The organism is Brotaphodocola sp., assembly GCF_050873065.1.
Classification (GTDB): domain Bacteria; phylum Bacillota; class Clostridia; order Lachnospirales; family Lachnospiraceae; genus Brotaphodocola.
In genome coordinates this window covers 1-22,676 of record NZ_JBNMIC010000037.1, presented here as the reverse complement: position 1 = coordinate 22,676, position 22,676 = coordinate 1, and the positions used below count along the sequence as shown (strand labels likewise).

Sequence of the window (22,676 nt, the reverse complement as noted above, 5' to 3'; positions counted from 1 at the left end):
TCTGAATGTGGTTCTCGGCATGACACAGATTGCAAAAAAATACAAGTATGACCCGGTAAAACTTGACAATGCGCTTGACAGCATCAAGACGGAGGGAAGCTATCTGCTGTCTGTGATCAACTCCATTCTTGACGTCAACCAGTTAGAACACGGACATATCGAGCTTGTGCACAAGCCGTTTAATCCGGAGGAGTGTATGAAGGAGAGCATGGAGATCCTTCGTCCGCTCGCGGACAAGAAGTCCCAGTCCCTGACAGTCTCGTGCAGTTTTAAAGATCAGGTGGTGATCGGAGATTCCGGAAGATTCAGCCAGATTATGGTGAACATTGTCTCCAATGCGATCAAGTACACGGACATCGGAGGAATGATCCGGGTGAGTCTCGATGTGCTTGAGGACGGCAAAACTTACCGCTTCACCTGCGCGGACAATGGAATCGGAATGACGAAAGAGTACCTGAAACACATCTGTGAGGATTACAGCCGTGCCGACAACAGCCGGACTTCCACAACGGAGGGAACCGGACTTGGAATGTCTGTCGTGAAGGGATTTACCGATCTGATGCACGGAAAACTTTTTATCCAGAGTGAAGTTGGAAAGGGATCGACGTTCATTGTTGAGATCCCGTTTGAGGAGTCCTCCGCCAAACAGAGAGATTCTGTTCTGAGGGTGGTGACGGAGAGTTCAGAACCTCGGACGGATTTCAGCGGAAAGAAAGTGCTTCTTGTGGAGGATAATGCCCTGAATGCAGAGATTGCGGAGGAATTGCTGACGAGTCTCGGCTTTGATGTGGAGTGGGCGGAGAACGGAAAGATCGGTCTTGAGAAGTATCAGAAGTCTGAGAACCGTGAGTATTTTGTGATCTTTATGGATATGCAGATGCCGGTGATGGATGGCGTTGAGGCGACGAGACAGATTCGGGCGACCGATCGGAACGATCACGACGTGCCGATTATTGCGATGACGGCAAATGCATTTGCAAACGATCAGAAGATCTGTATGGAGGCGGGAATGAATGCCTATATCACAAAGCCGATCACCTCAAAGGAGATTGAGGAGACGGTCAGCAGCCTGATGCTTCGGATCGGGGAGGCAAACCAGGCATTTTCTGAACAGCAATAAGAGAATATATGGGGGAGAGAGACAAAGGTGGAGAAAAGACAGTCGCTGGGAGAACGTGTGGCCGGGTGGCATTGGAAGTTGGTTTGCTTTTTTATCAGTCTGAGTGTCAGCATTGGGATTGGTGTGTTTGGTGGCGGAATGACGGCCTTTGCGCAGGATCATCCCTACCGGACTGTGAAAGTCGGTTATTATCAGGCGAGGAATTTCCAGGAGGGAGATGGCAAGACCTCGCTCAGGAGCGGATACAGTTATGAGTATCTTCAGAAGATTGCGGCATACACAGGCTGGAAGTATGAGTATGTTCCGGGGGACTGGGAGGAGCTCTACAAAAAGCTGGTTGACGGAAAGATCGATGTGTTCGCCGGAGTCTCATACTCGGATGAGCGTGCAGAGCAGATCTGCTATCCGGATTATGAGATGTTGAAAGAGACGTTTTATATCTATAAGGACGTCTCGGATTCGTCGATGAGAAGCGGGGATATTGCCTCTTATTCCGGCAAGCGGATCGGGGTAGTCAACGACGAGAAAATTCTTGCAAGCATAGAGCGCTGGATGGAGGAGACTAAGGCAAAGGTGGAGCTTGTCCATTACAAGGATCTTGCCGAGTGCGCCTCTGACTTTAATATGCACAAACTGGACGGGTTTGTGAGTGCGGACAATATCGTCTCGGGTTATACGGGCATCACTCCGGTCGAGCTGCTTGGAAGAGAGCCGTATTATCTCGGTGTGTCAAAGAAGGATCCGGAGCTTTTAGAGGAGCTGAATCAGGCGCTCTCGATTATGGGAGGACAGGACTCGCTCTATTTAGATGCGCTGAGAAAGAAATATACCGCAGACACCTCGATCAGTGTCTTTCTCTCCCAGCAGGAGCAGGAGTGGATGAAAAATCATCCAAAGATCACAGTCGGCTATTTGAACAACTACATGCCGTACAGCGACACAAAGAAGGACGGAAGCGTCACCGGACTCGTCGCAGACCTGATTCCGGATCTTTTTGCTGCGCTTCCGGGGGATTATCACCCGGAGATTGTCTATGAGAAATTTGACAGCCATGACCAGATGATTGAGGCTCTGAAAGACAGGAGTGTCGATTTTGTCTTTCCGGTCGGCGGGGAGATGCAGTATGCCGAGCAGCTCGGCTATCAGCAGAGCTCTGTCGTCGTGAGTTCGTCCACCGACCTTGTCTATAAGGGAGGGTACAGCAGGCAGACGACAAAGAGGGTGGCGGTAAACCGGGACAACCAGCTCCAGTATTTTTATACGGTGGCAACTTATCCTCAGGCGGAAGTGATTTATGGTGATACGATCGAGGACTGCATGAAGATGGTGAGAAATGGAAAGGCGGACAGCACGATCATCAATGCACTCCGCTCCGTCAAGCTCGTGGGAACGGACGGAACACTGAACATCCTTCCGCTTGAGAAAACGGATGACAGATGCTTCGGCGTGGATTTTGGAAACAGCGATCTGCTTCGACTTCTGAACCATGGAATCACGATTCTCGGGGAAGGGTATGGAATCAATCACGCCTACCAGTACATCGGGGACCTCGTCTCTTACACGGCGGATGACTTTTTCCGGGCGCATGCGGGAGTTCTGTACGGGACAGCCTCGGTTCTTCTGATCCTGCTCACGATTCTGAGTGTGAGGCGATATAAAAACCTGCACAAGCGGGCACTGCGGGAGCGGGAACAGAATCAGGTTCTCGAAGATGCGCTTTACCGGGCCCAGCAGGCAAGTTATGCGAAGCAGATTTTCTTAAACAACATGTCCCACGACATCCGGACTCCGCTCAATGCGATTCTCGGAATCATAGAGGTCAATCGAAAGAGCAAAGATGAGCAGCTGATTGAGGAAAACCGAAAAAAGGCGACTGCCGCGATCTATCAGCTTCTGAGTCTTGTCAACAACGTGATTGAGATGAGCAAACTTGAGGGAGAGGCATCCCTCGGGGAGCAGGAGCGCGTCGATCTGAAGCGGGTGACGAGAGATCTCGAGCAGTCGATTGAGAGGCAAGCATCGGAGGCGGGGATTACACTCATCAGAGAGAGCGGGGAACTGCCCGAGTGTGAGGTGTACGGCAATACAGCGCATATCCGCGAGGTTCTCCAGCACGTTTTGGAGAATGCCGTAAAGTACAATAAGCCGGATGGACAGATTGTGTGGAAAGAAGAGCTGCGGCCAGATCCGGCAGAGCCTGAAAAGACGGAGAATCAGGAGGAGAAAGTGATTTATGACTGCACGGTCTCCGACACCGGAATCGGCATGGAACCTGGATTTTTGGGGCGGATTTTTGAGCCGTTTTCGCAGGAGAGAATCGATGCGAGAACCGTCTACCGGGGGGCAGGGCTTGGCATGCCGATCGCAAAGACTCTGATTGACCAGATGAACGGAACGATTGAGGTGGAGAGTGAGAGAAATGTCGGAACCACAGTCCATATCTCCATTCCGTTTACAAAGGTGCTGAAAGAGAAGGCACCGGAGACTGGCGAAAGTCCGGTGACAGTTACACAATCCGGATCTTTGGAGAACAAAAACAAAGTGGAAGAACTGCGAAATCTGTCCGGAATGAGGATCCTTCTCGTGGAGGACAATGAACTCAACATTGAGATCGCACGTTTCCTTCTCGAAGATGCGGGGGCACGGGTATTTGTTGCGATGGATGGCTCCCAGGCGGTCACGTTTTACTTAAATGAGAGTGCGGGAACCTTTGATGCCGTTCTCATGGATATCATGATGCCGGTGATGGATGGATATGAGGCGACCAGAAAGATTCGCAGTTCCGGAAGAGAAGATGCTGCAACGATACCGATTTTTGCGACAACTGCCTGTGTCTCGGAGGAGGCGCGGATGGAATGCGTCAACGCGGGAATGAATGAGTTTTTGGAAAAACCGCTGGATATGAGTAAGGTGATTGCGACGATTGCCCGATTTACAGAGCAGAACCGGATTGCCTGAAAAAAGAAAAGGGAAAAAAGAACTGGAAGAGAAAAGAAAACCGGAATCCGGAAAATGAGGAGAATGGAGACGCAATGGGGACAACAGATGGGACGACAAAAAAGAATAACAAATTAAATTTGTTTCTTCTGCTTCTTCTGGCATTTTTATTTATCGCAGTTTATACCGTTCTGCTGCAAAAAAATTACAGCAACAGTACGCTTAAGGAATCGGTGGAACATGATAAATGGTCTTCGGACATGGTTCACCGGGCAGTCCTCAATCTTTTCACGAAAGATGATTTTACGAAAATCAATGATTACGAGGATATGAAGACGGAGCGCTATAAGACGCTTCAGTCAAGACTCAATGATCTTCGTCTTCTGCGATCAGTCCGCTATCTCTACACGGCAAAACGTGCGGAGGACGGGGAACTGGTTTATCTGATCGATGGTCTGGATTACGGTGCAAGTGATTTTGCCTATCCAGGGACGGCGATCGAGGATGAGATGATTCCCTACATCAATGCGGCACTTTCCGGTGAGACGATTTACTCGCCGGAGATTGTGGACACAACCTGGGGACATATCTTCACGGCGTGCTATCCGATCTATAACCGGAGTCATGCGGGCGAGGTTGTCGGCGCGCTCTGTATTGAGATCGACATGGAATCGACGTACAAATCCATCAAGGCGATCAACTATTCTGCGACGAAGATTGCTTCCGTGGCGATTGTGCTTGCGGCGGCTCTGATTATTTTCAGCTATTATTCGATGCAGGAGCAGAAGACGAAGGAAAAGAAGCAGCAGGAAATGCTTGAAAAGTCCGTGGAGGCAGCACAGGCGGCAAACAAGGCAAAGTCCACGTTTCTGTTTAATATGTCCCATGATCTGCGGACCCCGATGAATGCGATTCTCGGATATTCCGATCTTGCGAGAAACCATCTGCATGAACCGGAAAAGCTGGATAGCTACATGGAGAAGATTCATATCTCCGGCGAAAATCTGCTCTCGATCATCAACAATGTCCTCGAGCTTGCGCAGATTGAAAATAACGAGACCGTCATAGAGGAGACGGTGGTCAGATCGGGGGAGTCGTTTGACTCCTGCATGGTGATGTTCGAGAATGCCTGCGAGAAAAAGCAGCAGAAACTGACGTCAGAAAAAGAAATCCACTACCCTTATGTCTATCTCGATGAGGCGCATATGGCGGAAGTTTTTCTCAACATTCTGAGCAACGCAGTAAAGTATACGGGGAATGGGGGAACGATCCGCTGCTATCTGCGCCAGTATCCGGATCAGAGAGAGGGCTGGTGCGTGACAGAGTTTGCGGTTGCGGATAACGGAATCGGAATGGCGGAAGAATTTCAGAAGCATATCTTTGATGCATTTTCGAGAGAGAGAACCTCCACGGTCAGCGGAGTGGAGGGAACCGGTCTCGGAATGGGGATTGTCAAGAAACTCGTGGATATGATGGGCGGAACGATTCTTGTCGAGAGCAAACTCGGGGTGGGAAGCCGTTTTACGGTGAGAATCCCGTGCCGGATCGCAGACGAGGCCGATGCAAAGGCAAAGCGGGCAGAGTACTGTCTGGACAAAGTCAGCGTAAAAGGGAAGCGGATTCTTCTTGCGGAGGACAATGATCTGAATGCGGAGATTGCGATCGAACTGTTGGAGGAGCAGGGCCTGACGGTCGAGCGGGCAAAAGACGGTGTTGTCTGTGTGGAGATGCTTGAGCAGGCGCCGGATGATTATTACAATCTGATTCTCATGGACATTCAGATGCCGATCATGAATGGATACAAGGCGACACAGATGATCCGGAAGATGGACAATCCGAGAAAGGCGGCGATTCCGATCGTTGCGATGACGGCGAACGCGTTTGAGGAGGACCGGCGGAAGGCACTCGAAGTCGGGATGAATGATCACGTCGCAAAACCGATCGATATGAATGCTCTGATGCTGGTGTTTGAGAAACAGCTCGGAGCAAGACTCATCGATCGCAGCAAGATTCCTCCGTCCTCCCTGCCCTCTTAAGCTGATAAACTGGCCGGATGGATCATCTGTCTCATTTTTACAACCAAGATAAGAAGTGTTTTTGGGTAAAATAAACTCAGAGTGGTTGAAAATATGAGACAGGAGGTGGGATTTGTGCCGAAGTCCAGAGGAGAGTCCGGTGAGAAAAATCTCATTGCAGATAAACTCAGACAGCTTCGAGAGTCGCACGGATTTTCGCAGAGAAAACTGGCGATGGAATTTCAGCTGATGGGACTTGATATTGATCGGAATGTTATCACGAGAATTGAGACAAAGCAGCGTTATGTGACAGATATTGAGCTGTGTGCGATTATGAAGGTTTTTCAGATTTCCAGTGAGGAACTTCTTGACGGATGGGAGAATAAGATTCAGTTTGTCCACACGCCGGAGAATGAGGAACAAAAACGGGTTCGGGTTTCCCTGAAAAATTTTCCGAGTGAGGAAGATATGAGAGAGCCGACTTAAATTTCAAAACAGTAAAATGGAGAAGCGCCCAAACGGGAATCTTCTCCATTTTATTTTGCTGTTTTTGATTTAAATAGAATTTTTGTGACTGTGAAGGTGAGAAACCGTTACAGAATATCAGGAAGTTACTTCCTCGAGTTCGAGCTTCGGGGATGCCATAAGCGAGTAGTTCGTGTGGTAGATGACAAAGCCCGGAGCGCCGCCCGCTGCCTTCTTGACGTGTTTGCGCTGGATGTAGTCGATCTCGACCTTCTCGTTTGTGCGTCCCTTTGAATACCAGGCGGCGAGGGCACCGGCCTCCTCAAAGACGCGGTCCGGAAGTTCTTTCCCCTCGGTGCGGACAACGACGTGAGAACCCGGGATTCCTTTCGCGTGGAACCACCAGTCATTGCCGTTTGCGATCTTGAACGTGACTTCCTCGTTCTGATAGTTGTTCTTGCCGACGTAGATGTCAAAGCCGTCGGTGGAGCGGTAGTGGTAAGGACGGCTCGTGATCTTCGGTTTCTTTGCCCCGAATGGACGCTTCTTGATGAAGCCAAACTCCGAGAGCTCCTCCTTGATCTGGACGAGATCTTCTTCCTTGACCGCGATGTCGAGAGCGGCGCTGATCGACTCGAGGTGGTCGATCTCCTGCTTCGTCTCAGCCGTCAGATCGGTCAGGGCCTCAAAGGTTCTCTTGAGCTTATTGTATTTGCTGAAATATTTCTGGGCGTTTTCCTGGGCGGAGAGCTGAGGATCAAGCGGGATCTTCACCTCTTTGTTCTCATAGTAGTTTAAGCATTTAAGCTCTTTCTCCCCGCCGGAGAGCTCATATCCATAAGTATTCAAGAGCTCGCCGTAAATCTTGAATTTGTCGCGCTTTTCGGTGTCCTTGAGCTGGCGGAGCTGAAGATCATACTTCTTGTAGTTTCGCTCGAGAGCCGTCTGGACGACACGGCGCAGATCAACGGATTTCTGGCGGATTCGCGTCAGGATGCTCTTTTCTGCGTAGTAGGACTCGAGAAGCTGGCTGATGTTCTCAAATGTCTTTGCGGTGTAGGCTGCACTGTCAAAACAGGTGAGCGGGACAGATGCAAACTCGACCGGTTCACTGCCCTTATAGACGATATTTGGTGTGAAGCGTCCTTCCTTGACGTCATCCATCATCAGCGAGAACATGTGATAGAGGTGGGTGAGCTCCGCCTCGCTCAGCTCATTTGCAGAGCGGTCCCCGTCGATTGTGGCGATGTGGCAGAGCTCCTCGCCGATGATCGGGCTGATGCCGGTGAGTTTCTGGTAGAGCGCTTTCTGGACCGGCAGCGGGGCAGAGTGCATGAGCTCAATAAACTCAGCTTCCGTCACACTTAAGGGGTCAGACTTCTCTGTCGTGTGCGGGATAAAGTAGGGGCGGCCCGGCAGAACTTCGCGCACGGAGCTGACCTGAGCCGAGATGTGCTTGATGCTGTCGAGGATTGTGCCGTCTTCCTTACAGAAAATGATGTTACTGTGCTTTCCCATCAGCTCAACGATCAGGCGCTTGCGTCTCAAATCGCCGAGTTCGTCGAGATGTTCGATCTCAAAGTCAATGATTCGCTCAAGACCCGGCTGGCTGACTTTTACGATTCTGCCGGTGCCGATATGCTTTCGCAGAAGCATACAGAAATTCGGAGCCGTCAGAGGGCTCGGCTTATTCTTGTCTGTAAAATAGACAAGAGGAAGGCTTGCGCTCGCGGAGATTGACAGACGCAGCGTCTCTTTGTTGTTTTTTACCGTGAAGAGAAGCTCGTCCTTCTCCGGCTGAGCGATCTTGTTGATCTTTCCGCCCTCAAGCTTCGTCTTGATATCATGAACCAGATTTGCAATTACAATTCCGTCAAATGCCATATGTTTGTACCTCGTATGATTTGCTTGCTACCGGAACGTAGCCATTCTATTATTATACAGGATTCGCATTTGAATTTCAAGTTGACTTGCTTTTCCATTTGCCTTATAATGTTTAATATCTATGAGTGTCTGTATCAGGTACATTCATTTAAGACAGCTAGGACAGCAAATATGCATATCGCAGACAAAGGAGCAATAAGATCAGATGATTAAAAGCATGACCGGATTCGGAAGGTGTGAGGTTGTCACATCAGAGTGCAAGATCTCTGTGGAGATAAAGGCGGTGAATCACCGGTATCTGGATCTGAGCATTAAGATGCCAAAGAAATTTAATTATTTCGAGGCAGCAATTAGAAATCTTCTCAAGAGCTATATTCAGAGGGGAAAAGTGGATGTCTTCATTTCTTATGAGGATTACACGGAGGGCAATCTCTGCCTCCGCTACAACCGCTCCCTCGCAGCAGAATATATGGAGCATTTCAGACAGATGGAGGAGCAGTTCGGAATTCCGAACGATGTGACGGTGTCCAAGCTTGCATCGATGCCGGAGGTTCTTGTGATGGAGCAGGAACCGGAGGATGAGGATGCGATGTGGCGTCAGCTCTCCGCAGTCGTTGAGGAGGCCGCAAAGAAATTTGTGGATTCCCGTGTGCAGGAGGGAGAGAAGTTAAAGGCAGATCTTCTCGGAAAACTCTCCTACATGGAGGAACTTGTGGACTTTATTGTGGAGCGTTCCCCGGCGATTCTGACTGAGTATCGCCAGCGACTTGAGGAAAAAGTGAGAGAACTTCTCGCCGGAGCAGCGATGGAAGAAGGGCGGATTGCCGCAGAGGTGACGATCTATGCGGACAAGATCTGTGTCGATGAGGAGATGGTCCGGCTGCGCAGCCATATCGATGCGACCCGCAAGGAGCTTGAGGTCGGTGGAAGTGTCGGAAGAAAGCTGGATTTCATTGCACAGGAGATGAATCGGGAAGCAAATACCACACTCTCGAAGTCGACGGATCTTCAGACGTCTGACCGCGCGATTGCGCTCAAGACCGAGATCGAGAAAGTGAGAGAGCAGATTCAGAATATTGAGTAAGGAGCCGAGAAAGATGAGTCAGAAGGGATTGTTAACCGTTGTTTCCGGATTTTCCGGAGCTGGTAAGGGTACGCTGATGAAGGCACTGCTTGCAAAGTATGCAGACCGGTATGCGCTGTCGATTTCTGCAACCACGCGCGGACCGCGTGAGGGGGAGCAGGATGGACGGGAGTATTTCTTCTTGAAGAAAGATGCGTTTGAGCAGATGATTGAAGAAGATGCCCTGATTGAACATGCACAGTATGTGGGAAATTATTACGGAACTCCGAAGAAGTACGTCATGGAACAGCGGGAAGCCGGAAAGGATGTCCTTCTCGAGATCGAGATTCAGGGAGCCCTGAAAGTCAAAGAAAAGTTCCCGGATACTCTGCTGATTTTTGTCACTCCTCCGAGTGCGAAAGAGCTTGAGTCGCGCCTGCGCGGCCGCGGAACGGAGACGGCTGAGGTCATTGAGAAGCGTCTCGCCCGTGCAGCAGAGGAAGCCGTGTATATGGATCAGTATGATTACATTCTGGTCAATGACGATTTGGACACCTGCGTCGAAGAGCTTCACCATCTGATTCAGTCTCAGCATGCGAGAAGCGAGGAGAACAAAGAGTTCTGTTCGCAGATGAATCAGGAGCTTCAGGTTTATCGCAAGTAAACAAAATTAATATTAATATGTCAGCGCAGGACGCGGGAAAGCGCCTGTGGAAAGGAGATTTTTCTATGTTACATCCGTCTTATACAGATTTGATCAATGCAGTAAACAGCGATGTGGAGCCGGGCGAGCAGCCGGTTGTACAGAGCCGTTATTCCATCGTTCTTGCAGCATCCAAGCGCGCAAGACAGATCATCGGTGGAGATGATCCGCTCGTTGCAGCAGCACCGGGAAAGAAACCGCTTTCCATCGCTGTTCAGGAGCTGTACGAGGGTCGCGTAAAGATTCTTGGCGACGTAGAGACAGAAGAGGATGAGCAGGAGACCAGAGAGGAGTACCTTGAGCTGGAGAAGAACACTGCTACCCTGTCTTACATCGACGAGAGTGCTGTCCGCGCAGCTGAGGAGGCATCCAATGTAGTTCTGGAGATGGCAACCGAGGAGGCAGCTGGCCTGATCGGCGAGATGGCTTTAAAGAACCCGGCTCATATCAACGAGTAAGTTCCGGTTGCAGAGCAGTCAGCGAACTGCTGCACATCTACGCAAAATCATGCATCGCTCAGAGGGGGAGTGTCTTCTCTTCTGAGTGGTCTTAGGATAGCCCCGACGGTAGAGGAGGGGAACATCCACTCTGGGGGATAGGAATCCTGCCAGAGAGAATTTAGAAATAAAAGGAGGAGCCGTCTCATGATATTTATCCGAGATGGCTTTTTCCATAGATACAGAAAAAACACAACATTTATGACAAAAAAGAATTTTGCAAAGTTACAAAGAAAAAATAAGCAAAGAACTTATTAAAAAGAGTGATTGTGATACAAAGAGATAGAGAGATTAGGAGTAATTAGTATAGATGAAGATTTTATGTGTTTCCCTTGGCTGTGACAAGAACCTGGTAGATACCGAGATGATGCTCGGTCTTCTGAATAAGGACGGTTACAGCTTTACCGATGATGAGAATGAGGCGGACATCATCGTGATCAATACCTGCTGTTTCATCAATGATGCGAAGGAGGAGAGTGTCAACACGATCCTTGAGATGGCGGAATTAAAGAAAACCGGCAAGTGCAAGGCTTTGATCGTGACCGGATGTATGGCACAGCGCTACAAGCAGGAGATCATCGATGAGATCCCGGAGGTAGACGGAATTCTTGGAACTTCCACTTACGATGAGATCTCTGCTGTCCTCAAGAAAGCACTTGGCGGAGAGCACGGTGTGAGCTGCTTCCATGACCTGAATGCGCTTCCGGAGGTCAATACGGAGCGTATGCTGACGACGGGCGGCCACTATGCATTCTTAAAGATTGCAGAGGGTTGTGACAAGCACTGCACATACTGTATCATCCCGAGTCTGCGCGGAAATTACCGCTCTGTTCCGATGGAGAGACTGATTAAGGAGGTAGAGAGCCTTGCAGAGAAGGGTGTGCGCGAGCTGATTTTAGTCGCACAGGAGACGACTCTCTATGGCGTGGATCTCTACGGCAAGAAGATGCTCCCGGAGCTGCTTCACCGTCTGGCACAGATTTCCGGAATTTACTGGATCCGGATTCAGTACTGCTATCCGGAGGAGATCACCGATGAGCTGATTGAGACGATCCGCACGGAGGAGAAGGTCTGCCATTATCTTGACATTCCGATCCAGCATGCGAGTGACCGCGTGTTAAAGCGCATGGGACGCCGGACAAATCAGGCACAGCTTCGCGAGATGATCGGAAAGCTTCGCAGTGCAATTCCGGATATTGCGCTGAGAACAACGATGATTGCAGGCTTCCCGGGAGAGACCGAGGAGGATCATGAGGAAGTGATGCGCTTTGTCGATGAGATGGAATTCGAGCGTCTCGGTGTGTTTGCGTACTCTGCGGAGGAGGATACCCCGGCGGCAACCTTCCCGGACCAGATCGATCAGGAAGTCAAGGAAGAGCGCCGTGATGAGATCATGGAGCTTCAGCAGGAGATCGCATTTGAGAAATCCGAGTCGATGGTCGGCCGTGTTCTTGACGTGATGATCGAGGGCAAGGTCGCAGACGAGCCGGCATATGTGGGACGTACCTACATGGATGCTCCGGGTGTGGACGGATATATTTTTGTAAATACCGGCGAGGCAATGATGTCCGGTGATTTTGTGAGAGTAAAGGTAACTGGTTCTTCCGATTATGATCTGATTGGGGAGGTCTATGATGAATCTGCCGAATAAACTTACGGTGATGCGAGTGATTCTGATTCCGTTTTTTGTTGTGAGTCTGCTGGTATTTGATGGCCGGGTTCAGCTTATGAGAAATCTGGCGGCTGCGATTTTCATTGTCGCAAGCCTGACGGATATGCTTGACGGAAAGATCGCGCGAAAGTACAATCTGGTAACAAATTTTGGAAAATTTATGGACCCGTTAGCAGACAAACTTCTCGTCTGCTCTGCTCTGATCTGCCTGATTCAGCTTGGGCAGCTTCCGGCATGGATGGTCATTGTGATTGTCAGCCGGGAATTCATCATCAGCGGTTTCCGTCTGGTGGCAGCGGAGCAGGGAATCGTGATTGCAGCGAGCTATTGGGGAAAATTTAAGACAACCTTTCAGATGATTGCAGTGATCCTGATGATCGTCAACCTTCCGGTTCTTCATCTTCTGACCGGAATCTGTACGTGGATTGCCCTGATTCTGACAGTGGTATCTCTTGTCGATTACATTTCAAAGAACCATCGTGTTCTGACAGAAGGAAGGATGTAAAAAAATGACAGCGGAACTGATTGCGGTAGGAACCGAATTGCTTCTTGGAAACATTGTAAATACGAATGCGCAGTATCTTGCACAGCAGTGTGCAAATCTTGGAATTTCCATTTATTACCAGACGGTTGTCGGGGATAACCACGACCGCATGGCGGAGACGGTAAAGACAGCGCTTGATCGCTCGGATGTTGTGATTCTGACGGGAGGACTCGGGCCGACGGAGGATGATCTGACGAAGGAAGTATGCGCAGAGGTGATGGGCTTTGATCTCGTGGAGGATCCTCACACGAGAGAGCGCATCGAGGAATTCTTCCGTGGAGGAATCTATAAAGAGATTCCGTCAAACAACTGGAAACAGGCGGTGGTGCCGGATGGGGCAACAGTTCTCGACAACGACAATGGAATGGCACCGGGACTGATCATGGAGAAGAACGGAAAGACGGCGATTCTTCTTCCGGGGCCGCCAAACGAGCTTGTTCCGCTGTTCAAGAATCAGGTTTATCCGTGGCTGAAGGAGCGTCAGCCGGAGGTTCTCCGCTCCCAGATGATCAAGATCTGCGGAATCGGGGAGAGTCAGGTGGAGAGCAAACTTCTCGATCTGATTGACGGACAGACGAACCCGACGATTGCGACTTATGCAAAGACCGGTGAGGTCCACATCCGGGTGACCGCGAAAGCAGCGACGGAGGATGAGGCGAAGAAGCTGATGAAGCCGGTGGTCAAGGAGATCAAGAACCGTCTCGGTGATTTCGTCTACTCGACGAAGGAGGAGGAGACGCTTGAGATGGCAGTTGTCCGCCTGCTCAACAAGTACGAGCTGACAGTGACGACGGCGGAATCCTGCACCGGAGGACTCGTTGCAGGACGTCTCGTCAATGTGCCGGGGGCATCGGAGGTCTTCAACCAGGGATTTGTGACTTACTCGAACAAGGCGAAGCGCAAGTATCTCGATGTGAGCAAGAGCACACTGAAGAAGTACGGAGCTGTCAGCCCGCAGACTGCGCGCGAGATGGCGACCGGAGGTGTTTTTGCGACGGATTCCGACGCGTGCGTCGCTGTGACCGGCATTGCCGGACCGGACGGCGGAAGCGAGGAGAAGCCGGTTGGCCTTGTCTATATTGCGACTTACATGAAAGACAAGGTAAATGTGGAGAAATACCAGTTTAAGGGCAACCGCGAGAAGGTCCGCGAGCAGGCAGTGATGCGTGCGCTTGATCTGCTCCGCCGCTCGATTCTTGACAATTACCGTTAATTTCATTGCGGAGATTTATATTTTTGAAGATTGCGAGAGCACATAGTGCGGAGCAACATCTTTGTATTTGAGAAAAGCATTTGCTCAGAACTGCGGGGATTTATTCCGGGCAGTTACCGATAAAAAAGAAAAATGGGGGATTCGGAGATGGCAAATCAGTGGAGAAAGCTCAGCTCTGCCGCGTATGGATATTCGCTGGCGAGGCTTGCGTTAAATTCCTGTATGTTGTGCGACGAAGTGACAGATCCGGAATTTACGGAATTCAGCACGGATAAGGGGACATATGGATCTCTGGTGGAGACGTTTATAAAACTTTTAAAGCGTTTCTGTGAGGGAGAGAATTCTGTGGAATTGACGCAGGAGGCACTCGCGCTTAGAGAAGCGTGCAGAAAAGAGATGGAGACGCTTATCGGATTTGTGGATAATTTCCGCATCTACGAATACGTTTTCAACCGCATGGAGCGCAAGTATATCGATGACCTTCCGACTGTGGAAGATTCCGATGAGGGATTTCTTAACAGGCTGATTCACTATATTGCGGATGTGAAAGATGGGGCAATGATGAACCAGCGGATCCAGCAGGTGATCCGGGAGCTTCCGGTCCGCATGACGAGACAAAAGTTTTACAGTATTCTCAGCGAGTCCCTTTCTGCCTACATCGGATCAGATAAAGAAAGCCTCGATGCGATCATGTATTTTGTCCGGTCAGCGAGTATGCTGGAGATGACCGAAGAGCAGAAGAGCCGGAAGCCGGAACTTGCAGAATTGCTGGATCAGCTGAGAAAGCAGAATTTCTCTGAAATGTCAAAGGAGACGTTTTTGGAACTTCAGGGAAAAATTGGAACAGTTGGGTTACAGCTCTCAGACGAGACCGATCTCTTCCGGGATCTTCAGGAGATGGCAAATGATCTCTGCGGAATCTGCATCTGCAAGCCTTTCGCAGTCCGTGATGCAGTGGAAGAGCAGCATGCCGAGGCAATTCTGCGGGCTGTCTGCAAAGCCTGGGAAAAGAAAGAAGAGCTGGCAGAGACTGTTTTTGAAGAACTTGAGGAGCTTGAGGGCGTCCAGGAAGAGTATTTTGAGAAATATATGCGCATGGACTTTAAGGAAGATTCCTGGGAGAATGAGGAGCAGGCAGCTTTGGCATTCCGCGTGGAGAGCCTGATTTCGGACAGTCCGTTTGCGATTCTTGAAAAAGCGGAGCCGGAGGGAGAAGTTGACCGTGCAACGCTTGACCGGACCGTGAATGATTTTATCGCACAGGCGGATCCGCTCTTAAAGTCTCTTCCAAAACCGGTCTCCCGTGCAATCATGGCGGGGGTTTTAGGTGTGATTCCGTTCTGCTTTAATTCTACTCAGGAACTGTTTGAGTATGTGAAGAACAGTCTGGAGAGCTGTTCCGACTGGGCAGAGAGGGAAGCAAGCAAGGAACTTCTGGAAATGTTGATGGAAGAAGAGGATTATGATCTGTTATAAACATCTCTACATCGGAGAAAAGGCGGCGAGACGGCGCTTTGCGATCCTTCAGGGTCTGCGCAGCGGAAAGGTTCAGCCGGAAGTCTATGTGATTACTCCGCCGCAGAACGGGAATAATGTGCTTGATATTTATCCTTCTGCGATGCTTCTTCTCCCGCCGTACCGGGATCAGGAGCATCTGCTGATCGGAGTTGCCGTGACTTACTGGGAAGCGCTTGAGGTTGTGCGCCGGATTGTGGATGATATGTACCGGACAACCGGCGGTTTTGACTGGAGAGCGTTTATCCCGGATTTTCCGGAAGATTCAGAGGATGATGTTTCAGAGCAGAATTCAGAACAGAACCGTTTGCATGAGGACGGGGCGGAAAAGGAAAAATAACGGATGCTGGCTGTCATTTTTGGAATCCTGAAAATTCTTGGATTGCTGATTCTTGGAATTCTCGGATTGATTTTACTGGTGTTGTGTCTGGTCTTATTTGTGCCGATCTGCTACCGGGCAGAAGTCTCTCTCTATGAGACGTTTCAGGCGGAAGCCGCGGTCAGCTGGCTGTTTCAGGCAATTTCGCTGACGGTTCGGCGCAGGGAGACCACAGAGATTTCTCTGCGGATTTTTGGAAGACCACTTGGAAACAGGAAGAAGGCGGAAACCGCTCAAGTTTCGGAGGAAGAATCAAAGCCTTCAGAGCAGGTGCAAAAACATGCGGAAAAATCAAGAGAGTCAAAAACAGGAACCGCATCGGAAACAGTAAAAAGATTAAAAGAAGAAAAAGAACCGAAAAAGCTGGAAAAATCAAGAGAAACAAAAAAACCAGAAGAACCAGAAAAACCAGAAGAAAGAAGCACAGAACAGGAAGGAAAAAAGTCCGAAGTTCCTGGAGAATCAAAACAGAAAAAAATTGGGAGTTTCTTTAAAAAGATCCCGGAAAAGATAAAAGTATTCTGGAAGAAAATCAAAAAGCGTTTCGGCGGAATCAGAAAGCGTCTGGCAGGAATCGGTTCGAATCTTCAGGAGCTGAATGAGAAGAGAAAGCGCCTGATGGATTTTTTACGCCGGGAGGAGAATAAGAGGGTGTTTCGACTCTTGAAGCGTCAGGTTTTCTGGTTTTTCCGCCATGTTTTTCCGCAAAAACTTTCCGGAAAGCTGAGATTTGGACTTGGAGATCCTTATCTTACGGGAAAGGTGCTGACCGTGATCAGCCCATTTTACGGATTTTACGGGAAAACTTTTGCGATAACGCCGGTATTTGAGGCGGAGGAACTGGTGCTTGAGGGTGAGACAAAGCTGAAAGGACGAATTCGGATCGGAACCCTGCTTTGGATCGGACTTCGGATTCTGATAGATAAAGATGCCCGGAGACTGTGGAAGACATGGAGAAATTCCCGCAGATAGCAGAGAAGACAGATTGCTGCGGGAGGGCAGGTCATCATAAGGAGGAATAGCGATGGCAGAAAATCATTTTGCAGAGACAGTGGAGGCACTGTTTAAGGGGATGGATCAGTTTGTGACGACGAAGACGGTTGTGGGCGATGCAGTCAAGGTGGATGATGCGATCATTCTTCCGCTTGTGGATGTGACCTGCGGAATGGCTGCCGGATCGTTTGCCGATAATGCGAAGCAGAACGGCGGAGGCGGAATGAGCGCGAAGATGAGTCCGAGCGCAGTTCTCGTGATCCAGAACGGAGTGACGAAACTCGTGAACATCAAACAGCAGGATGCGGTGACAAAGATTCTCGATATGGTGCCGGATTTTGTGAATAAGTTTACGGGCGGAGAGAAGGAAGTCTCAAAGGAAGCCGTCGAGACGGCGGAGACGATCGCTGAGAATGCAAAAGAAGTGACAGAGCGCTGAGCACGGAATCTTGAGTGGAATTGTGAAGCATTGGCTCGTGGAATCGTTTTGTGGACACCTGCATATGGTGATAGTATCAGAGAAAACGGACGATAGTTGATCTGTTTATTTGATCCATCATATAAGGAGGAGTCCATGAAACGAGTCTGCGGTCTGATGCTTTTTTGTTTTGGAATGGGGATGACCCTTCTCCTTTTTATCCCCGAAACACTGACAACATTGATTTTTATTATCGGATGCCTGACTTTAGGGTATTATCTGTTCACGTGCTGAAGAAAACAAAAAAGCTGCCAGCCCGAGTGGACTGACAGCTTTTTAAATGCAACAAATTAAGCACGCTCTACTAAGCCAGAACGTAAGCAAGAAGTACAAACGTACATCTTCTTAGCGCCGCCGTTTACCTTAACCTTGACAGATTTAACGTTTGCTTTCCAGATCGCGTTGGATCTTCTATGGGAATGGCTCACATTATTTCCGAAGTGAGCAGCCTTTTCACAGATTGCACATTTAGCCATGATTGCACCTCCTTCACCGCTACTTGCCTCCGGGTGGAGGCTACAACAAATGTATGATAACAGAAGTTCGACATTTTTGCAAGTGAAATTTGAAAAATTTCAAAAAAAATGTAACGGGAAAACTTGGAATGGACACAATATCGGGTGTGTGGTATACTTATTTAGTTAAAAGATGTCTTCAATTTGGATTTTAGCAGGACTACTTTAAGGAATACCTTAATAAAGAAACAATGCGATGGAAGACGGGATTCGCCTATCTGGCGGATTTCGTTGAAACACGCGGAAAATAAAAATGGAGGGATGGCTATGAAAGGACACATCAACAACAAACTTGGCGAAATCCAGATCAGTTCAGATGTTATCGCCCTTTATGCAGGTATGACAGCAGTGGAATGCTTCGGAATCGTCGGAATGGCGGCCGTAAGCATGAAAGACGGACTTGTAAAACTGCTCAAGAGAGAGAGCATTACGCACGGAATTACAGTGAGTGTGGAGGATAACCACATTTCTCTGGATTTCCATGTGATTGTGGCTTACGGAGTCAGCATCTGTGCAGTTGCGGACAACCTGATTGCCAATGTGAAATACAAAGTGGAAGAATTCACCGGAATGGAAGTTGACAAGATCAATATCTATGTAGAAGGTGTACGAGTAATTGATTGATAATGAAGGAGGAAGCATACCGGTGAGTATGAAGGATATTGATGCACATCTGCTGCAGAGAGCATTTCTCTCTGCGGCAAAAGGATTAGAGGCAAAAAAAGAATGGATTAATGAGCTGAACGTATTTCCGGTTCCGGATGGAGATACGGGAACAAACATGACGATGACAATCATGTCGGCAGCGCGCGAGGTTGCAGGCATTGAGCAGCCGACGATGGAGAACCTTGCAAAAGCGATCTCCTCCGGTTCCCTGCGCGGTGCACGCGGCAACTCCGGCGTTATCCTGTCCCAGCTTCTGCGCGGATTTACAAAGGAGATCAAGACAGCGGACAAGATCAATGTCACCGTGCTTGCAAATGCTTTTGTGCGCGCGACAGAGACAGCCTACAAGGCAGTTATGAAGCCGAAGGAGGGCACGATCCTGACGGTTGCAAAGGGCATGGCAGACAAGGCTGTGGAGCTTGTTCCGCAGACGGATGATGTCATTGAGTTTGCTGAAAAAGTTATTGAGCAGGGCGATTATGTGCTGAGCCAGACTCCGGAGATGCTTCCGGTTCTGAAACAGGCAGGCGTTGTCGATTCCGGCGGTCAGGGTCTGATGCAGGTGCTGAAAGGGGCACTTGACGGATTAAATGGCAAGGAAGTCGACATGAGCATTCCGGTGGCTGCCGGTGCGGGTGTTTCCGGCACGGTTTCCGGAAAGAGTGCTGCCGGTTCTTCCGACATCGACACTGCGGACATCAAGTTTGGCTATTGTACGGAGTTTATCATCAATCTGGAGAAGGAATTTACCGAGAAGGATGAGCTGGAGTTCAAGGCATACCTGGAATCTATCGGCGATTCGATCGTTGTCGTTTCCGATGACGATGTCGTGAAAGTTCATGTCCATACGAATGATCCGGGTCTTGCAATCCAGAAAGCACTGACTTACGGTTCTCTGTCCCGCATGAAGATCGATAACATGCGCGAGGAGCACCATGAGCGCCTGATCCAGAATGCAGAGAAGGTTGCAAGAGAGCAGAAAGAGCAGGAGGAGGCTTTGGCAGAGCAGGAAAAGGCAAGCAAAGAGCCGCGCAAGGCAGCAGGCTTTATTGCAGTTTCTGTCGGCGAGGGACTCAGTGAGATCTTCCGTGGAATCGGAGCAGACTATATCATTGAGGGTGGTCAGACAATGAATCCGAGTACCGAGGATATGCTCGATGCGATCGAGAAGGTCAATGCAGATGTGATCTATATCCTTCCGAACAACAAAAACATCATTCTTGCGGCAGAGCAGGCGAAGTACCTGGTTGAGGACAAGAAGATCATCGTGGTTCCGTCCCGCACCGTTCCGCAGGGAATCACAGCGCTGATCAACTTTATCCCGGATCAGACTCCGGAGGAGAATCTTGAGACGATGAAGGATGAGATGGCGCGCGTGAAGACGGGTCAGATCACGTATGCAGTCCGCAACACGAACATTGACGGCATGGAGATCCATGAGGGCGACATCATGGGTATCGGCGATCATGGAATGCTCACAGTCGGAACATCGATCGAGAATGTCGCTCTCGACAGCCTCAAAGCGATGGCAGATGAGGATTCTGAGCTTGTGACGATCTACTACGGAAGTGATGTGAAGGAGGAGGATGCCCAGAAGCTGTTAGACAAGGCAAAAGAGGCATTCCCGGATCTTGAGATCGAGCTTCAGGATGGCGGACAGCCGATTTATTATTACATGATTTCTGTGGAGTAATTTTTTATGAATCAGGAACCTGTTACGAGTTTAAAGGGCATCGGTGAAAAAACCGGTGCCCTGTTTCGAAAATTGGGAATTGAGACTGTGGACGACTTGCCCCACGATTATCCGAGGGGATACGATGCTTATGAACCGCCGACGCTGATTGAGGCGGCGCGGGAGGGGGAGATTCTTGCTGTCTCTGGCGCTCTCCTAAAGACGGCTTCGGTGCGCCGGTTTAAGCAGGTGGAGCTGACACTTGCCTCCGTCAAAGATAAGAGCGGGGTGATGCAGCTGACCTGGTACCATATGCCGTATCTGCGCGCGACGCTCAAGATGGGAAAGCGCTTTGTGTTCCGGGGAAAAGTTGTGAAAAAGGGAAACCGTCTCGAGATGGAACAGCCGGAAATCTTTTCGCCCGAGGACTATGAGCGGGTTATGGGATCGATGCGTCCGGTTTACGGCCAGACAAAAGGGCTTGGAAACAAGGCGATTGTGCGCGCGATGGAGGAGGCTTTCGCCCACCATGAGATTGAGCAGGAGTACCTTCCGGAAGAATTGAGAAGCCGGTATGAACTTGCGGAGTACAATTACGCGCTTGAGCACATTCATTTTCCGGCCGACCGCGCAGAACTTCTGACGGCGAGAAAGCGTCTTGTTTTTGATGAGTTCTTTTTCTTTCTGATGGCAGTGCGGAGACTCAAGGAGAAACGGCAGGATCAGAGATCTGCCTTTGTGATGCATCATGTGGAAGCGGTCGACGAGCTTGAGGTGCATCTGCCCTATGCGCTGACCGCGGCACAGAAGCGCACGCTCACCGAGGTGCAGCGGGATCTTGAGAGTGGACTTGTGATGAATCGTCTTGTTCAGGGAGACGTGGGATCCGGAAAGACGGTGATTGCGATTCTTGCGCTTCTTCAGGCGGCGTACAACGGATTTCAAGGTGCGCTCATGGCTCCGACTGAGGTCCTCGCAAGACAGCATTTTGAGTCGATGCAGGAACTTTTTGAAAGATGGGAGGTCACAAAGCAGGTTGTGCTTGTGACCGGCTCGATGACGGCAAAGGAGAAGCGGGAGGCGTACAGAAAAATTTCCTCCCACGAGGCGGACATCATCGTCGGAACGCATGCACTGATTCAGGAAAATGTACACTATGACAAACTGGCACTTGTGATCACGGATGAGCAGCACCGATTTGGCGTCGGACAGAGGGAGGCCTTTGGTCAAAAGGGTGCGGAGAGTCTGAAAAGTCTGGCAGATATAGACACAACTACCCTGCCCCATGTGCTTGTGATGAGTGCGACTCCGATCCCGAGAACACTCGCGATCATTCTCTATGGGGATCTCGACATCTCTGTGATCGATGAGATGCCGGTCGGCCGCCTTCCGATCAAGAACTGTGTCGTCGATACAGGCTACCGGGACCGCGCTTACCAGTTCCTCGCCAAAGAGCTTCATGCCGGTCATCAGGCCTATGTGATCTGCCCGATGGTCGAGGCGAGCGAGATGATTGAGGCGGAGAACGTTCTCGATTACACGAAACTTCTGCGGGAGCGGCTTCCGGGCGCGCGGATCGAGTACCTTCACGGCCGGATGAAGGGCAAAGAAAAGAATAAAATCATGGAGGCATTTGCGTCCGGCGAGATCCAGATCCTTGTGTCGACGACGGTTGTCGAGGTCGGGGTCAACGTGCCGAATGCGACGGTCATAATGATTGAGAATGCGGAGCGTTTTGGACTTGCCCAGCTCCATCAGCTTCGCGGGCGTGTCGGGCGCGGAAAATCCCAGTCTTACTGCATCATGGTCAATGGATCAGATCAGGACGGAACGCAGGAGCGCCTTGACATCTTAAACCGCTCCAACGATGGATTTTATATTGCATCGGAGGATCTGAAACTGCGCGGCCCCGGGGATTTCTTTGGCATGCGCCAGAGCGGTGATCTCGAGTTCCGCCTTGCGGATATTTTTACGGATGCAGATCTCCTAAAGACCGTTGCGAGGGAAGTTGACGACTTGTTAAAGTCAGATCCGGAACTTGCGGCTTCGGAGCATGAGGCACTGAAAGAGCGGATGGAGCGGTATGTGAGCCAGGGATATGAGAAGCTGAATCTGTGAGTGAGGCTTATCTTATGGTGCTAGATGTAACAATAAAGATATAATGACAGAGATAACCAGATAACTGTATAAAATTAAGTTTATTTTCTATAAATGAGCAAATTTGAAAAATTGCACAAAACTACGCCACGGTCTTTACAAAGGAGTCAAAATCATTGCATTCCCTTGCACATTGATAGAGGACTCGATATTTTTCCATCTGGATTATGTCACTGATCTTGTGATAC

At 49.8% G+C, this 22,676-nt stretch carries 18 protein-coding genes and 1 pseudogene; 17 read left to right on the top strand and 2 right to left on the bottom strand.

Features of this window, described 5'->3' with window-relative positions; genetic code table 11:
* The 4 genes from ACR0QE_RS10005 to ACR0QE_RS09990 form a co-directional block, all read left to right on the top strand.
* The coding region (locus tag ACR0QE_RS10005) for a hybrid sensor histidine kinase/response regulator (protein ID WP_432628211.1) at positions 1-1,120 on the top strand (1,120 nt) is incomplete at its 5' end.
* A gap of 27 nt (positions 1,121-1,147) precedes the next feature.
* The gene (locus tag ACR0QE_RS10000; RefSeq protein ID WP_432628210.1) at positions 1,148-4,078 is read left to right on the top strand and encodes a response regulator; all 2,931 of its coding nucleotides are present in this window, start codon (positions 1,148-1,150) and stop codon (positions 4,076-4,078) included.
* Between the two features lie 74 nt (positions 4,079-4,152).
* A complete protein-coding gene (locus ACR0QE_RS09995; RefSeq protein WP_432628209.1) occupies positions 4,153-6,093 on the top strand; it encodes a hybrid sensor histidine kinase/response regulator in 1,941 nt (646 codons plus the stop codon).
* 114 nt (positions 6,094-6,207) lie between these two features.
* Positions 6,208-6,558, top strand: coding sequence for a helix-turn-helix domain-containing protein (locus ACR0QE_RS09990; protein WP_432628208.1), 351 nt, complete (start codon positions 6,208-6,210; stop codon positions 6,556-6,558).
* 117 nt (positions 6,559-6,675) lie between these two features.
* Here the strand turns inward: ACR0QE_RS09990 and ACR0QE_RS09985 are convergent, their stop codons facing one another.
* A complete protein-coding gene (locus ACR0QE_RS09985) occupies positions 6,676-8,421 on the bottom strand; it encodes an Rqc2 family fibronectin-binding protein (protein ID WP_432628207.1) in 1,746 nt (581 codons plus the stop codon).
* A gap of 205 nt (positions 8,422-8,626) precedes the next feature.
* On the opposite strand from ACR0QE_RS09985, the gene ACR0QE_RS09980 reads away from it, so the two are divergent.
* The 10 genes and pseudogenes from ACR0QE_RS09980 to ACR0QE_RS09935 all read left to right on the top strand — a co-directional run bounded on the left by ACR0QE_RS09980 (position 8,627) and on the right by ACR0QE_RS09935 (position 17,439).
* Positions 8,627-9,505 carry a YicC/YloC family endoribonuclease gene (locus ACR0QE_RS09980; protein WP_432628206.1) on the top strand — a complete coding sequence of 293 codons (879 nt, stop codon included), beginning with the start codon at positions 8,627-8,629 and terminating at the stop codon, positions 9,503-9,505.
* A 13-nt stretch (positions 9,506-9,518) separates the two neighbouring features.
* Positions 9,519-10,148, top strand: a complete 630-nt coding sequence (gene gmk / locus ACR0QE_RS09975) for a guanylate kinase (RefSeq protein ID WP_432628205.1) — start codon at positions 9,519-9,521, stop codon at positions 10,146-10,148.
* Positions 10,149-10,213: 65 nt separating this feature from the next.
* Positions 10,214-10,468: pseudogene (gene rpoZ, locus ACR0QE_RS09970) on the top strand (DNA-directed RNA polymerase subunit omega); the annotation flags it as partial.
* Positions 10,469-10,994: 526 nt separating this feature from the next.
* Entirely contained in the window at positions 10,995-12,335 is a 1,341-nt protein-coding gene (gene rimO / locus ACR0QE_RS09965; RefSeq protein ID WP_432628204.1) for a 30S ribosomal protein S12 methylthiotransferase RimO, read from the top strand.
* Positions 12,319-12,861 carry a CDP-diacylglycerol--glycerol-3-phosphate 3-phosphatidyltransferase gene (pgsA, locus tag ACR0QE_RS09960; RefSeq protein ID WP_432628203.1) on the top strand — a complete coding sequence of 181 codons (543 nt, stop codon included), beginning with the start codon at positions 12,319-12,321 and terminating at the stop codon, positions 12,859-12,861. Before rimO ends, pgsA begins: the two co-directional genes overlap by 17 nt.
* A 4-nt stretch (positions 12,862-12,865) precedes the next feature.
* Positions 12,866-14,113 carry a competence/damage-inducible protein A gene (locus ACR0QE_RS09955; RefSeq protein WP_432628202.1) on the top strand — a complete coding sequence of 416 codons (1,248 nt, stop codon included), beginning with the start codon at positions 12,866-12,868 and terminating at the stop codon, positions 14,111-14,113.
* A 147-nt stretch (positions 14,114-14,260) separates the two neighbouring features.
* Entirely contained in the window at positions 14,261-15,589 is a 1,329-nt protein-coding gene (locus tag ACR0QE_RS09950) for a hypothetical protein (RefSeq protein ID WP_432628201.1), read from the top strand.
* Positions 15,576-15,968 carry a hypothetical protein gene (locus tag ACR0QE_RS09945; protein ID WP_432628200.1) on the top strand — a complete coding sequence of 131 codons (393 nt, stop codon included), beginning with the start codon at positions 15,576-15,578 and terminating at the stop codon, positions 15,966-15,968. The genes ACR0QE_RS09950 and ACR0QE_RS09945 overlap by 14 nt, the downstream gene beginning before the upstream one ends.
* 3 nt (positions 15,969-15,971) lie before the next feature.
* Positions 15,972-16,979 carry a DUF2953 domain-containing protein gene (locus tag ACR0QE_RS09940; protein WP_432628199.1) on the top strand — a complete coding sequence of 336 codons (1,008 nt, stop codon included), beginning with the start codon at positions 15,972-15,974 and terminating at the stop codon, positions 16,977-16,979.
* 52 nt (positions 16,980-17,031) lie between these two features.
* A complete protein-coding gene (locus ACR0QE_RS09935; RefSeq protein ID WP_432628198.1) occupies positions 17,032-17,439 on the top strand; it encodes a GerW family sporulation protein in 408 nt (135 codons plus the stop codon).
* 329 nt (positions 17,440-17,768) lie between these two features.
* Here ACR0QE_RS09935 and rpmB read toward each other — a convergent pair whose 3' ends face one another.
* A complete protein-coding gene (gene rpmB, locus ACR0QE_RS09930) occupies positions 17,769-17,954 on the bottom strand; it encodes a 50S ribosomal protein L28 (RefSeq protein ID WP_118533668.1) in 186 nt (61 codons plus the stop codon).
* A 306-nt stretch (positions 17,955-18,260) separates the two neighbouring features.
* Between rpmB and ACR0QE_RS09925 the strand changes: the two genes are divergently transcribed.
* Genes ACR0QE_RS09925 through recG form a run of 3 tightly spaced genes read left to right on the top strand, consistent with a single transcriptional unit; the run spans position 18,261 to position 22,449 of the window.
* Entirely contained in the window at positions 18,261-18,617 is a 357-nt protein-coding gene (locus ACR0QE_RS09925; RefSeq protein ID WP_177977329.1) for an Asp23/Gls24 family envelope stress response protein, read from the top strand.
* Positions 18,618-18,645: 28 nt separating this feature from the next.
* Complete coding sequence (locus tag ACR0QE_RS09920) at positions 18,646-20,352, top strand: DAK2 domain-containing protein (protein WP_432628212.1); 1,707 nt, start codon at positions 18,646-18,648, stop codon at positions 20,350-20,352.
* A 6-nt stretch (positions 20,353-20,358) separates the two neighbouring features.
* Positions 20,359-22,449 (top strand): ATP-dependent DNA helicase RecG, encoded by a 2,091-nt coding sequence (gene recG, locus ACR0QE_RS09915; RefSeq protein ID WP_432628197.1) that lies wholly within the window; start codon positions 20,359-20,361, stop codon positions 22,447-22,449.
* Positions 22,450-22,676 lie beyond the last annotated feature (227 nt).